Origin of the sequence: Arthrobacter sp. FW306-04-A (assembly GCF_044358315.1) — a bacterium.
Classification (GTDB): Bacteria; Actinomycetota; Actinomycetes; order Actinomycetales; family Micrococcaceae; genus Arthrobacter.
Genome location: NZ_CP084559.1, coordinates 167,177 through 179,666 on the forward strand (window position 1 = coordinate 167,177; position 12,490 = coordinate 179,666).

Annotated in this window: 12 protein-coding genes; 8 read left to right on the top strand and 4 right to left on the bottom strand. The window is 64.2% G+C overall.

Annotation, left to right across the window (positions count from 1 at the left end; translation table 11 throughout):
* Positions 1–16: 16 nt before the first annotated feature.
* The 3 genes from chrA to LFT43_RS00820 all read left to right on the top strand — a co-directional run bounded on the left by chrA (position 17) and on the right by LFT43_RS00820 (position 1,941).
* On the top strand, positions 17–1,240 hold the full coding sequence (gene chrA, locus LFT43_RS00810) for a chromate efflux transporter (RefSeq protein ID WP_395800336.1): 1,224 nt from the start codon (positions 17–19) through the stop codon (positions 1,238–1,240).
* 225 nt (positions 1,241–1,465) lie between these two features.
* Complete coding sequence (locus LFT43_RS00815) at positions 1,466–1,672, top strand: hypothetical protein (protein ID WP_395800338.1); 207 nt, start codon at positions 1,466–1,468, stop codon at positions 1,670–1,672.
* A complete protein-coding gene (locus LFT43_RS00820; RefSeq protein WP_395800340.1) occupies positions 1,669–1,941 on the top strand; it encodes a hypothetical protein in 273 nt (90 codons plus the stop codon). Before LFT43_RS00815 ends, LFT43_RS00820 begins: the two co-directional genes overlap by 4 nt.
* Before the next feature lie 79 nt (positions 1,942–2,020).
* On the opposite strand, the gene LFT43_RS00825 is transcribed toward LFT43_RS00820, so the two are convergent.
* From LFT43_RS00825 to LFT43_RS00835, 3 genes are all read right to left on the bottom strand, one after another.
* Positions 2,021–2,230, bottom strand: coding sequence for a dodecin (locus LFT43_RS00825; RefSeq protein ID WP_184740694.1), 210 nt, complete (start codon positions 2,228–2,230; stop codon positions 2,021–2,023).
* A 133-nt stretch (positions 2,231–2,363) separates the two neighbouring features.
* Positions 2,364–3,065: a FadR/GntR family transcriptional regulator gene (locus LFT43_RS00830; protein ID WP_395800342.1), complete on the bottom strand. Its 702-nt coding sequence runs from the start codon at positions 3,063–3,065 to the stop codon at positions 2,364–2,366.
* Positions 3,066–3,093: 28 nt separating this feature from the next.
* Positions 3,094–3,915 carry an alpha/beta fold hydrolase gene (locus tag LFT43_RS00835; RefSeq protein WP_395800344.1) on the bottom strand — a complete coding sequence of 274 codons (822 nt, stop codon included), beginning with the start codon at positions 3,913–3,915 and terminating at the stop codon, positions 3,094–3,096.
* A 130-nt stretch (positions 3,916–4,045) separates the two neighbouring features.
* Between LFT43_RS00835 and LFT43_RS00840 the strand changes: the two genes are divergently transcribed.
* The 5 genes from LFT43_RS00840 (at position 4,046) to LFT43_RS00860 (ending at position 9,408) form a co-directional block, all read left to right on the top strand.
* Positions 4,046–5,599 carry a four-carbon acid sugar kinase family protein gene (locus LFT43_RS00840; RefSeq protein WP_395800346.1) on the top strand — a complete coding sequence of 518 codons (1,554 nt, stop codon included), beginning with the start codon at positions 4,046–4,048 and terminating at the stop codon, positions 5,597–5,599.
* A 27-nt stretch (positions 5,600–5,626) separates the two neighbouring features.
* On the top strand, positions 5,627–6,526 hold the full coding sequence (locus LFT43_RS00845) for an NAD(P)-dependent oxidoreductase (protein WP_395800348.1): 900 nt from the start codon (positions 5,627–5,629) through the stop codon (positions 6,524–6,526).
* A 101-nt stretch (positions 6,527–6,627) separates the two neighbouring features.
* A complete protein-coding gene (locus tag LFT43_RS00850) occupies positions 6,628–8,094 on the top strand; it encodes a GntP family transporter (protein ID WP_395800350.1) in 1,467 nt (488 codons plus the stop codon).
* The gene (locus LFT43_RS00855) at positions 8,094–8,960 is read left to right on the top strand and encodes a class II fructose-bisphosphate aldolase (RefSeq protein WP_395800352.1); all 867 of its coding nucleotides are present in this window, start codon (positions 8,094–8,096) and stop codon (positions 8,958–8,960) included. Before LFT43_RS00850 ends, LFT43_RS00855 begins: the two co-directional genes overlap by 1 nt.
* A gap of 55 nt (positions 8,961–9,015) precedes the next feature.
* Entirely contained in the window at positions 9,016–9,408 is a 393-nt protein-coding gene (locus LFT43_RS00860; RefSeq protein ID WP_395800354.1) for a DUF1304 domain-containing protein, read from the top strand.
* A 164-nt stretch (positions 9,409–9,572) separates the two neighbouring features.
* Here LFT43_RS00860 and LFT43_RS00865 read toward each other — a convergent pair whose 3' ends face one another.
* Complete coding sequence (locus LFT43_RS00865) at positions 9,573–12,263, bottom strand: aminotransferase class I/II-fold pyridoxal phosphate-dependent enzyme (RefSeq protein ID WP_395802837.1); 2,691 nt, start codon at positions 12,261–12,263, stop codon at positions 9,573–9,575.
* Between the last annotated feature and the right edge of the window lie 227 nt (positions 12,264–12,490).

Here is a 12,490-nt window from a genome sequence, read left to right on the forward strand (position 1 = left end):
TCATGGAACCCGCCAAGTGACCGACTCAACATTCGGCCGCGGGGACGAGCCTGGCAACGGACCCCCGGGTACCGTCAGTTTGATCCGCCTCGTACTGTATTTCCTGCGCCTGGGGACCGTCGGATTCGGCGGCCCCATCGCCACAGTCGGGTACATGCAGCGGGACCTGGTCGAGCAACGGGGGTGGATCAACCGCAAAGACTTCCTCGATGGTGTGGCCCTTGGCCAGACCATGCCTGGGCCGCTCGCCGCCCAGGTGGCCATGTGGGTCGGTTACCTGAACCGCGGAGCCTGGGGCGCCTTGGCCGTCGCGGCCGCGTTCATCGGCCCAGCTTTCATCATCGTGGTCGTCGTCGGCGCCCTCTACACGCAGTTCTCCGGACTGCCCCTCGTCCAGTCCCTCTTTTACGGGATTGCCCCGGCAGTCATGGCAATCATCACCATCGCCGGATACAAACTCCTCAAACTCACCGACCGCGGCGACTGGAGGCTCTGGGGAATCAGTGCCGCCGTATTCGCGGTCACTGCCATCACCGGATCCGAACCCGTGCCCATGATCCTGGCCGCCGGGATCATGATGCTCATGCTCGACGCCCGCCCCCCGCTGCACAGGCCATGGCGCCGCAAACCCAAACTGCCCCCGCACGCCGGTGGCGGCATGACCCTGCAGTCCTGGTCCCCGGCACTTCTCGTGCCCGCCCTCTTGGGCCCGGTTGCCGCGGGCGGAACGCTGCTCGCCCTGGGCCTGTTCTTCCTGCAGACCGGAGCCCTCGTGTTCGGCTCTGGTCTGGCCATCGTCCCCTTGCTGCGCGACGGCGTCGTTGCCCAGCACCAGTGGCTCACCCAAGGACAGTTCCTAGACGCAGTCGCTATGGGCCTGATCACCCCCGGCCCGGTCGTCATCACTGCAGGCTTCATCGGCTACCTCGTCGCAGGATTCCCCGGAGCCGTCACCGCCACCGTGGCGATCTTCACCCCGATCTACCTCGCCGTCATCATCCCCGGGCGGTGGTTCATCCGCCATCGCGACAACAAACAGGTCAAGGCCTTCGTCGCCGGCGCCACCTCCGCGGCAGCCGGCGCACTCTCGGGCGCCGTGGTCGTCCTGACGCGCGAAGCCGTCACCGACTGGATCACCGCAGCCATCGCACTGGTCTCCCTCGGGCTGCTCTGGCGCTTCAAAATCAACGAACCCTACATCGTCATCGCCGCCGGGATCCTAGGCATCCTCCTGCACTAACAAGCTTCCGGCCCTGTTCGAGGATGCACACCATGACCGGGCTGCCGTAATCAAACCTCAGGACCGCTCGGTTGAAAGTTCAGAAAACTCACCAAAAGTGCTTCACGTCACTGTGCTGCTGCATAGTAAATTGGCGTGATTCTGTCTATGTGCCCATTGGGTGGGGCTTGGGGGCGTTCTAGGCTGAATCCAGACCTTTTCGCATATCAAGGATGGAATTCAACGATGAAACGCATCGCGCTGCTGCGGGAACGGGCAGCCGCCGCCGGGTCCGCGGGATCCACAGGCTCGCATTGCCCGGCATCAGGTCAGTGGAGCCCTGAAGGCGAACCGCACGTCGTGCACACCTTTTTCGAGGGCCACGTCTTTCCGTCCCACAATGGCGCGGCAACAGTGTGGCATCGCCAGTACCTGGTCGCTGAATCCCGATGAGTCCCGAAACCTTAGGGGCTTGGGGCCCAAGCCACTTCACGACGTCGGCCCAGCGGCCCGCTGGAGCGTCACTGAACCTGCCGCCGTCGAAATGGTCCGAGCTCAGACGCGGCGAGACCGTTTGGATCCACGAAGACAAATGGGGCTTCGACGCCGGGCTGGTGGACGAAGTTTCCTCTGACCACGAATTCCTGTGGATCGAATTTGCCGGCCGAGGCCGGCGACTTCTCTGTGGCGGTGACCCCGTCCAAGTCTGGACCCGCGGGTGAGTCCAGCCTCGCAACTGATGGCCGCCAGCCTTTCCACAGAAAGGCTGGCGGCCATCGTCGGTTTTGGGGTTTGTGTGGCCTAGCGCTCCAGGCGGAAGCCAAGCTTGATGGTGACCTGCCAGTCGGCAACGGCGCCCTCACTGAGGTGGCCGCGGATTTCCTTGACCTCGAACCAGTCGAGGTTGCGGAGGGTCTGGCTGGCAGCCGCAATCCCGTTCTTGATGGCGGCGTCGACGCCCTCGGACGAGGTTCCAACAATTTCGGAAACGCTATATGTGTGGTCAGCCATTCTTGCTCCTCATGATCGTCCTTGATGCCTGAACTGCGGGCCTGGCAGGCCGTGAAAGCAGACTAGCCGACCCAGGGCCGGGGGACTAGGGGTTAGGGAAATGGCCCCTATATGTGATCGGGGGTTGGGGAACTTACGCCTCCAGGACGTAGGTCTTGAGATCGTCCAGGGTCTGCTGCATGTGCGCGTCCATTGCCTCGCGGGCGCGGGGGGAGTCCCCGGCCTCGAGCGCTTTCAGGATGGCGCGGTGATGTCCGATCGCGTGCCGCTGGATATCGGGGATTTGCGAGGTTTGGGTGCGCCGGGTTTCCAGGACGCGGTGCAGGGGTTCGAAGAGTACGGCCACGAACACGTTGCCGGAAGCATGCAGGATGACATCGTGGAACCCGAGGTCCGCTTCGACGAACGCGCTCACATCGTTGGAATCGTGGGCTTTCTGCATGGCAGACACATGAACCTGCAGCTGGTCGATTTCTTCGGGGGAGACTCTTGAGGCGGCGAGTTCGCAGGCGCCGGTCTCGAGCATGCGGCGCAATTCAATGAGCTGGACTGCAGCTGCGGCGTCGTTCTTTCCTTCCGAAGCCGCACGCAATACCGCTTCCATGGAAGCCCAACGGTTCAGGGGATTCACGAACGTTCCCCGGCCACGCTCGACGCTTAGGATTCGCTGGGCCTCGAGGGTTTTCATCGCCTCGCGCACGGTCATGCGGCTGACCTCATGCTTTGCGCTCAACTCGAGTTCGCCGGGAACCACAGCGCCCGGCGGAAATTCGCCCGCGACGATGCGGTCCAGCAGCTCGTCAGCTACGACGCCGACCAGCGACTTGCGTGCCATGGTGCTCCGTTCTTAGATGTCTGACATCTTACGCCGAGGGTTGCCGGCTTTCGTCCCAAAACGCGCCGAGCGCCAGGGCGCAAGCACGCGGTTGCTCCCAATGGACGCTGTGCCCGGCGTTCGGGACTGCCACCAGTCTTCGCATGGGGGTGGCCGCTACGAAGGCTTCCGCCTGGTCCAGCGAACGTAAGCGGTCCCCGACGCCGGCAATCACCAGCGTTGGTGCGGTCACCTTTTCGGGGACATCCGCAGCCACGCCCGTCATTGCCGCGAGGCCGCTGGGCCCCAGGACCTCAAAGGGGAGCTCGAATCCGCGGCTCAGCAGCCGTTCGTCCTCCAAGGACAAAGTTCCAAACCAGGCCTTCATGCACTTGGCGCGCGTCGCGTCGTCAATGAAGCCTTGCCCGAGCTGGGATTCGAGCATCGATTTGAAGGCATCGTTCGGAGGGGCCGGGACCATGCCGATCAGGGCCACGCTCGCCACGAGCCCCGGATGCGCGGCCGCTAACGCCAGGGCGACGCTGCCGCCCATTGAGTGGCCAACTATGTGAACCGGCGAGGGGTTCCGGGCTGCAATCGCTGCAACGGAAGCGGCTGCCGATTCAAGTGTCCATTGGAAGCCCGGAGGCAATGCATCCCCGCGGTGGTACCCAGGCAACTCGACGATCCACACAGAACGCCCGGCGTCGAGCAATTCGGCGGCGAGCGGCTCCCAATAGGCAGAAGTCGAAGCCCAGCCGTGCAGTAACAAGACGGGAGGCTGGGACTGGAGGCCCGGCGTCGTGCCGACGACCGTTGGAAGGCGCATGTCCACGTGTAGTGCCGCGACGGCGGAGGACGCTTCAGTCATGTGCCAAGCCTAGTGACGACTGACACTTGCATACACGAAAGCGGGTGTGTCACACTAGCACTCAAATATTAGATGTCTGACATCTTACATTTACTTTCAGAAGCGAAGATTTCCCACGATGGAGTGCACAGTGACCCTTGAAGCCGATGTTCTGGCCGCCTTCCCGGCTGAAGTCCAGATCCCCGCTCAGCTGGTTGCCGACGCCGTAGCGGCGTCTTCCGCAACCTCGCCCCGCGTCCTGGTAGTCCTCGACGACGACCCCACGGGCACCCAGTCAGTCGCCAACCTGCCGGTCCTCACCCGCTGGGAGGTCGCCGATTTCGCGTGGGCGTTCGCCCACATCGCGGAAAGTCAGTCCCAACCCGCGGTGTACGTGCTGACCAACACGCGCAGCCTGGACCCGGTTGAGGCCGCTGCCCGCAACGAGGAAATCGTCCGCAACGCACTCGCCGCAGCAGGCGAGTCCGGCAGTGCTGGTTCCAGGCTCCGCCTGGGATTCGTCAGCCGCTCCGACTCCACCCTCCGCGGCCATTACCCGCTGGAACCGGACGTCATTGCCGCCACTGTCGGTGAGGTGACCGGAGAAGCCACCGACGGCGTCGTGATGGTCCCGGCGTTTCCCGACGCCGGTCGCGTCACCATTGGCGGCGTGCACTACATGCGCGGTGCCGGGGACGACGCCGGCCAGCTCACTCCGGTCTCCGAGACCGAGTTCGCCAAGGATGCGAGCTTCGGCTTCGCCAACTCCGAGATGGCGAAGTATGTGGAGGAGAAGTCGCAGGGCCGCTTCGCCGCGGACTCCGTGATCGTCCTCGACCTGAACATCATCCGCGCCGGTGCAGCCGCTGCGAACGGATCCGCCGGAGATCCCGAGCTCTCCGCGAAGGCCATCGCCGACGCTATCGAACCCGCTACGAACTCCACGCCGATCGTCGCGGACATTGTCACCGAGAACGACCTCCGTGCGCTTGCCCTTGGACTCGAGGAGGCCGAACGCCGTGGCAAGAAACTGCTCTACCGCGTGGGTCCGCCCTTCGTCCGCGGCCGCATCGGCCAGGAAATCCGTGGGGCACTCAGCAGCGAGGAAGCCTACGAAGGCAACACTCCCTCCACAGCCGGCGGCCTCATTGTTGTCGGCTCGCATGTCGGCCTCACCACGCGCCAGCTCAACGCCCTGACGGCCCAGCACAGTGCCGCCCGCATCATCGAGATCGACGTCGAGAGACTGCTCGCCGCCGAAACCGAAACAGTTCCCGAAGCCGAGTCGAGCGGCGCGGAAGCCTACCTGGGCGAAACGGTCGCGGCCGTCGTCGACGCCCTCCACAGCGGCGACGTGATCGTCCACACGAGCCGCCTGCTCATCAAGACCGACGACGCCGCAGCGAGCCTGAAGATTGCCCGCACCGTCTCTGCCGCCGTCGTCGCGATCGTGAACCGGACGCTCAAGACCTTCCCGCCGCGTTTTGTCATCGCCAAGGGCGGGATCACATCCTCGGACGTTGCCGCGCATGGCCTGGAGATCCGCCACGCGATTGTGCGCGGCCCCATGCTGCCAGGCATCGTCTCCCTGTGGGAACCGGTGGACGGACCCGCCAAGGGCATCCCGTTCGTCGTCTTCGCCGGCAACGTGGGCGACGACGAATCCCTGGCGCAAGTCACGCGCAAGCTCAGCAACACTTTCTAGCCGACCCCGCATTCACTGGAGAACACCATGACCAGCAACTACACTGTCGCCGTCCTCGGCCTGGGCGCAATGGGCCTGCCGATGGCCACCCGCCTGGCAACCCAGCTGACCGTCCACGGCTTCGATATCGCTGAACCGCGGCTGAAGCTCGCCGCCGACGCCGGGATCCGGACCTTCGTTTCGGCCCGTGAAGCCTCCGAAGGCGCCGACGCCCTGCTCCTTGCCGTGCGCAACGGCGAACAGCTCGACGAGGTGCTCTTCGGTGAGAACGGCGTTGCCTCCGTCCTCAAGCCGGGCGCAGTCGTGATCCTCGGCAGCACCGTCGGTACCGAAGCGATTCCGGCCACCGTGGCCCGCCTGGCGGAGTACGGCGTCGAACTCGTTGACGCACCCCTTTCCGGCGGCCCGAAGCGTGCCGGCGAAGGCGACCTTCTGATCGTGGTTGGCGCGACGCCGGCCGCCCAGGAAAAGGCTCGTCCCGCCTTGGAACTGCTGGCCTCCACCCTGAGCATCGTGGGCGACAAGCCCGGTGACGGCCAGGCCCTGAAGACCGTCAACCAGCTGTTGTGTGGCGTGCACATCGCCGCTGCCGCCGAGGCCATGGCACTCGCCGACGCCCTCGGATTGGACCAGGCAAAGACCCTCGCCGCCCTGGAAGCAGGTGCCGCCGGCTCGTTCATGCTGTCCAACCGCGGCCCCCGAATCCTCGAGGCATACAACGAGGCAGGCGCCGAGGTCCTCAGCCGCCTGGACATCTTCGTCAAGGACATGGGCATCGTCGGCAAGGCCACCCGCGCCGCCGGCCTGGCCGCCCCGGTTGCCGCCGCTGCCGAACAGCTCTACCTCCTCGGCCAAGCACAAGGCCTCGCCGCCGCCGACGATTCGGCCGTCATCAAGGTCGTCGCGCCCACCAGGCGCACAAACTAACCCCTCGCACAACCCGCGACGACGGCGGTCCCCCTCCGCCCGTCGTCGCCCTTCTCGCCGGCCTCAAGTCCGGGTTGGCGTTGTCAAAGGAGACACCCCCGATGAATCCCCTCATCAATTTCTTGGCGCTCCGGGCAGCTGATGCCCCTGCCATCAAACCGGCCGTGGAGCTTGGGACTCCGCTGCTGCTGACCATCGCCGTTGCGGGCGTCGCGCTGCTGTTGCTGATGATCATCCGCTTCAAGATCCAGGCATTCGTGGCATTGCTGGCCGTGAGCATCCTGGTTGCTGTCGCCGCGCAGATCCCCTTGGCGGACATCTTCACCGTTGTAGCCAACGGCGTGGGCGGAACCATGGGCAAGGTTGCGCTGCTGATTGCCCTCGGAGCCGTGTTGGGCCGCATGATCGAGGTGTCAGGCGGCGTGCAATCGCTGGCCAACCACTTCACCGCGAAGCTCGGAGCCAAGCGCGTTGCCGTGGCCCTGACCGCAGTGGGCTTCCTCGTCGCGATTCCCGTGTTCTTCGAAGTAGGCATCATCGTTCTGGTGCCGATTGTTTACGCCTTCGCGAAGATCGCCAAGCTGCACCCCATCAAGTTCGGCCTTCCCATGGCTGGCATCATGCTCTCCATCCACGTCGCCGTTCCCCCGCACCCGGGCATTGTTGCGGGGGCGGGCGTCATGGGCGCCGACATCGGGCTCATCGCGATGATTTCGCTGATCATCTGCGTGCCCTTGGGCTTCCTGTCCTACTGGGTTGCCAGCATCATGAACCGCAAGGACTACGAACTGCTTCCAGGCGTCCGCGACCAGATCGAGGAATTCGGTTCCGATTCCCTCGTGCGGGTGGGCCACGACGGTCCCGGCGCCAGCGCCGTCGCTCCGCCGCGCCCGGGCCTGATCATTTTCCTCATCGCCGCCCCGATCGTGCAGATCCTGCTTGGTACGGCCGGTACGCTCCTGATCAACAAGAAGGACTACTGGTACGGCGTCGCTTCTTTCGTGGGCAACCCGTTCTTCGCCCTGCTGGTGGCCGTTGCGCTCGCCTTCTTCCTGCTGGCTGTCCGCCGCCAGTGGTCGCTCAAGGAAACAGGCGAGATCTTCGAAGGTGCCCTGCCTCCCATCGCCTCGATCCTCATGGTTGTGGCAGCCGGCGGCGTGTTCGGCGGTGTCCTGCAGGTCTCCGGCATCGGCGCGGCGTTGTCCCAGACGCTGGACTCGCTCGGCGTGCCGATCATCCTGCTCGGTTTCATCATTTCCCTGGCATTGCGTGCCGCGCAGGGTTCTGCCACTGTCGCAATCGTCACCACCACCGGCCTGCTCTCGGCTGCCGTGGCGCAAGGCGGTTACACCCCGGCCCAGATCGCCGTCATCGTGATCGCGATCGGCTTCGGCGGCCTCGGACTGTCCCACGTGACCGACGCCGGCTTCTGGGTTGTGGTGCGCTACTACGGCCTCACAGTGTCCGATGGGCTCAAGACCTGGACCGTTCTCACCACCATCCTTGGCGTCGCCGGTTTCCTGCTCAGCTTTGTCGCCTGGATCCTGGTGGGAGGTTTAGCCCACTGATGCGTGTACGCCTTGACGAGCTTGTAGGTTCCGCACTAGAGCGAGGGGCAGCGGTCCCGGCTTTCACGTGCTACGACTTCACCACTGCCCTTGCAGTGGTGGCCGCAGCCGAAGAGTCAGGCCGGGGAGTCATCCTGTTAGTAGCGCCTAAGACTGCCGCCGCCCCGTCCGGTCCGCGCCTGATCACGGCGCTACGTGCCCTGGCCGACGACGCCAGCGTGCCGGTCTCGGTCCAGCTGGACCACGCCTCGGACCTGGATGTCATCCGTGATTCCGTAGCCGCCGGTGCCGACGCCGTGCTGGCCGACGGTTCGTCCCTCCCGTTTGAGGAGAACATCGCCCTGGTCCGCGAAGTCCGGGCGGTTCTGACCGCCGCCGGCGCATCCGACGTCGTAATTGAAGCCGAACTTGGCGGACTGGCCGGTGACGAAGACAAGGCTTTCGGTGTTGACACCAGCGCCCATCCCGCAGGCTTGACTGATCCCGACCAGGTGCTGGAATTCGTATACCGCACTGGTGCCCAGCTCCTGGCCGTGGCCGTGGGGAATGCACATGGCCGCTATACCGGCGAACCCAGGTTGCACTGGGAGGTGCTGCAGGACATTGCCTCGCGCATGGAGCTTCCGCTCGTGCTCCACGGTGCGTCGGGCATCCCCGCCGCGGACCTGGTCAAGGCCACGTCCATGCGCGTGGGCAAGGTGAACTTCAATACAGAGCTCCGGACCGGCATCCTCGCCACGCTCGAGGCCGAAACCACTGCGCACCGGGCCGACGGCGAGAACCTGCAGGGCCTGCTGGGAGGATGGAGTTCCTCCGCCTCGACCTTCGCCCGGGCAACACTGGACATGCTCAGCCGCTTGGCGTAGCCGGCACGGCCGGTGGCCGCGGAGTCGCGCAACACAGGGAGGCTAGGATCAGCACATGATCCTGGCCTCCCTGCTTTTTGCCCTCATTGCCGGCTTGCTGCACGTCTACATCTTCAGCATGGAGTCCATCACCTGGACCCGTCCGGCCACGTGGAAGCGTTTCAGCGTCACTTCCCAAGCCGACGCCGAAACCACCAAGCCCCTCGCCTACAACCAGGGTTTCTACAACCTTTTCCTCGCCATTGGCGCGCTCGCCGGGGCCTTGGTGGTCGCGCTCGGTCACCCGCAGGTGGGCTGGACCCTCGTCTTCAGCTCGTGCGGCTCCATGCTGCTGGCGGCAATCGTGCTTGCCTTGAGCGGCAAAAAGTACCTCCGCGCCGCGGTTCTTCAGGGCACGACGCCGCTACTCGCCGTCGTGCTCGGCATTCTGGCCGTGGCGCTCGGCTAAGCGGAACCCTCTTTCACGTATGTGCCCTCCAGGCCCGTCGCTCGCTCCCTTATGTGGGCTTTTGGGGTGACCCGAGCTCACTTCTGGTGCGCGAGCGTTGACGGTATTTGCCCGAAAAGTGATCGAGCGTCGGGGGACTGGGGTCGAAATCAGCAACATTGCCGTTAAGTGCCATCTGGTTTCGAGATTTTGCCCGTGAGGACCCTGAATCCCAACTCGGCATTGAAGCCGTGGATCTCCCTCGTGTCCAGAGCTGACATGAAGGCCAGGATCTCCTCCGTGATGACCTGCCCAGGGACCAGGACGGGGAAACCGGGCGGGTAGGGGGTGACGAAGGACGCCGAAACCATTTCTTCGGCCGCGGCGACCTTGCGTGCGAGTTCGGCCCCACTGAAGTATTCGCATGATCCGGCTTTGTAGCTCTCGAAGTAGGCTGCCCGCATGTTGCCGTCGGGAGTTTCTGCGTCTTTTCGGAACCGCTCGGCGAAGCGACTGAAGTCCGGCAGGGGTGGGGGCGTGCTGGTCAGCGCGGCAACACGGGCAATGCGTGCCCGCTTGCCCAAGCCACTCAGGCCGGATTGCTCGTCTTCGAAAGTTTCGGCCAGCTTGACCAGAACCTCGACGAGGTAGGCGACGGCACTCCGCGAGGTGCCGATGTTGGTCATAAAAAGCACGCTGTTCCTCGACGTCTTGTTGACCTGGATTCCGTACTTGTCCATCAGGTAGTCGTGCTTGAAAGTGTCCCCGTCCACGCCGGTCAGGCCGATGTGCAGGGTCAAACGGCTCGGATCGACGACGAACTCGTCCCGCTCCCAGGCCTCCGACATCGCAGCCAATCCGTCCCGCAGGGGCATTTGCCGCCTGGTTTCGCGGTATTGCGCCGGAATGAGGTCCCTGGTGCCGAGCACACGGAAGTACTTCTTCAGCAGGGGATGCCTGGCCACGGCCTGGGCAATGCTGACAGCCAGGTCGGCCTGCCGTTGCACCAGTTCGTAGCCTTCGAACTCGACCTGCCGCCGTCCCATGTCCAGCGAGGCCAGGATCTGGTAGTTGGGCGAGGTGGAGGTGTGCGTCATGTACGCCTCCCGGAAGCTCTCCTCATTCAACTGGCCGAAATCCTGGTCGTGGATGTGGATCATGGAACCTTGGCGCAGCGACGTCAGGGTCTTGTGGGTCGACTGGGTCGAGTAGACCCTCAGGCGGGCCCTAGACGGATCAGGCAGGAGCCGTGTCTTCAGGAGCAACTCATCGCTTACTGAATCCAGGCCGTCAGCCGCGCCAGCCGCCCCGCCAGCCGCTCCAAGGTCACGCAATTGCTGGGCGTAGCGCCGTGCGTAGGCCGGATCCGCGAACGACTTTTCGAGTGACCGCGCCGAAGCCATGGCAGTGCGACGGCGGTAGATGTGGTGGAAGCCCGCGAACGCGAACCACGCCTCGTCCCACAGGAATACCAAGTCCGGTTTGATGGCCAGGCACTCTTCCATGACCCGTTCGACGTCGTAGACGATGCCGTCGAAGGTGCAGTTGGTGAGGGCGAGCATCTTGACCTCATGAAGCCTGCCCGCCCGGCGGTATTCCAAGAGCATCCGTTTGATGCTCTCCAAGGGAACTGCGCCGTAGAACGAGAAATCGTTCAGCGGGTACGCGTCCAAATAGGAGACTTGTGCGCCGGCCAGCATGAGGGCATAGTGGTGCGATTTGTGACAGTTCCGGTCCACCAGGACCACATCTCCGGGCGCAAGAATCGATTGGTGCACGATCTTGTTGGCTGTTGAGGTTCCGTTGGTGACAAACAGCGATTTTTGGGCACCGAATGCCCGTGCAGCCAGTTTCTGGGCCTGCTTGAGGGACCCGTGCGGATCCAACAGAGAATCGAGCCCGCCGGACGTGGCGGAGGTTTCAGCCAGCAGCAGGTTGAGGCCATAGAACTCGCCCAGGTCGCTGATCCACTTGGAGTGGATCACTGATCCTCCCCTGGACACCGGCAGGGCATGGAAGACTCCGGCGGGTTTGCGGCTGTATTGCTGGACCGCGTGGAAGAACGGCGCCTCATATCGTTCGGCGACGCCAGCCAGCAAGGACAGATGAAGTTCCAGCCCATCCTGGCGGCGGAATATCCGGCGGAATTGGCGGGTCAAGGAGCCTGCGAGTTCCTCGATCCCCACTCCCGCTACCAAGTAGAGGTCAAGTTCGGGGCGGAGTTGGCCCAGTTTCTCCGCCAGGCTCAGGATGCGGTCCAAGGGCCGCTCGGGGAGCGAAGGGCCTAAGAATCCGTCCAGGAAACCGCGCATGTCCCGGCCCAGGCGCTGCCTGCTGTTGAGGACGAATCCGGGCCGCAGTACACACGCTTGGATGTCGGGGTTGAGGAGGACGGCCACGATGGCGTCCTCGAAACTCGGGACGAACACCAGCTCGTAGTTGAAGGCGTCGGCGGGGCGCCGCTGGTTGAGAAGTTCTGCCTGAAGGGCTTCACGGTCCACGTTCGAGACGTCGTCGATCACTAGAACTTCGAATCGCTTCCGCGCATCGGCGGGTTCTTCAATCCTGTCCGCCTCGTGTTCAGTGTCCGGGGACGGTTCCGGGGCGTGCTGGTCATGGCCCGCAACGCGCCGCGCGACCGGTTCTATAAGGCTCAGTGCCTCAAGGTATTCTCCGGTTTCCAAGCTTCGCCGCAGTTCCGTGACATATTGCGGCCCCGGAGACGCCCAATACATTTCGAGCGATTCCAGCAACGGCAGCAACCTTCGAACCTCCTGTGGCAGTTCCCGCGGCGCTCGGCCACCCCCGGAACGCGATGTTGCGGCAGCCAGCTGTTTGACGGCGTAGCCAAGGAACTCCCAAGAATCTGCCCGCACCCGCCAGGCACTGCTGGGGACCTCGCCGCCGGCCTCTGAATCGTCGGAGCCATGTGGTTTTGCAGTCGGTTCAGGGCCGGGGCCGATCGCCGTGCCATGGGCAATGGAGGAGGCGGAAGCGAGCGGAAATGGGGCTGATTGCACTGTCGCTAATTCGGCGCGTGCCACGATGACTCCTTTGTCATGGATTGATAGCACTCTCTACTAAACGCCGGGATCCGCCGCGC

Excerpts from the sequence above, each read along its gene's own strand:
- LFT43_RS00860 (WP_395800354.1), top strand. The coding sequence starts at position 9,016 with ATGATCCTGGCCTCCCTGCTTTTTGCCCTCATTGCCGGCTTGCTGCAC.
- LFT43_RS00850 (WP_395800350.1), top strand. The coding sequence starts at position 6,628 with ATGAATCCCCTCATCAATTTCTTGGCGCTCCGGGCAGCTGATGCCCCT.
- LFT43_RS00815 (WP_395800338.1), top strand. The coding sequence starts at position 1,466 with ATGAAACGCATCGCGCTGCTGCGGGAACGGGCAGCCGCCGCCGGGTCC.
- LFT43_RS00835 (WP_395800344.1), bottom strand. The coding sequence starts at position 3,915 with ATGACTGAAGCGTCCTCCGCCGTCGCGGCACTACACGTGGACATGCGC.
- LFT43_RS00820 (WP_395800340.1), top strand. The coding sequence starts at position 1,669 with ATGAGTCCCGAAACCTTAGGGGCTTGGGGCCCAAGCCACTTCACGACG.
- LFT43_RS00845 (WP_395800348.1), top strand. The coding sequence starts at position 5,627 with ATGACCAGCAACTACACTGTCGCCGTCCTCGGCCTGGGCGCAATGGGC.
- LFT43_RS00830 (WP_395800342.1), bottom strand. The coding sequence starts at position 3,065 with ATGGCACGCAAGTCGCTGGTCGGCGTCGTAGCTGACGAGCTGCTGGAC.
- LFT43_RS00825 (WP_184740694.1), bottom strand. The coding sequence starts at position 2,230 with ATGGCTGACCACACATATAGCGTTTCCGAAATTGTTGGAACCTCGTCC.
- LFT43_RS00855 (WP_395800352.1), top strand. The coding sequence starts at position 8,094 with ATGCGTGTACGCCTTGACGAGCTTGTAGGTTCCGCACTAGAGCGAGGG.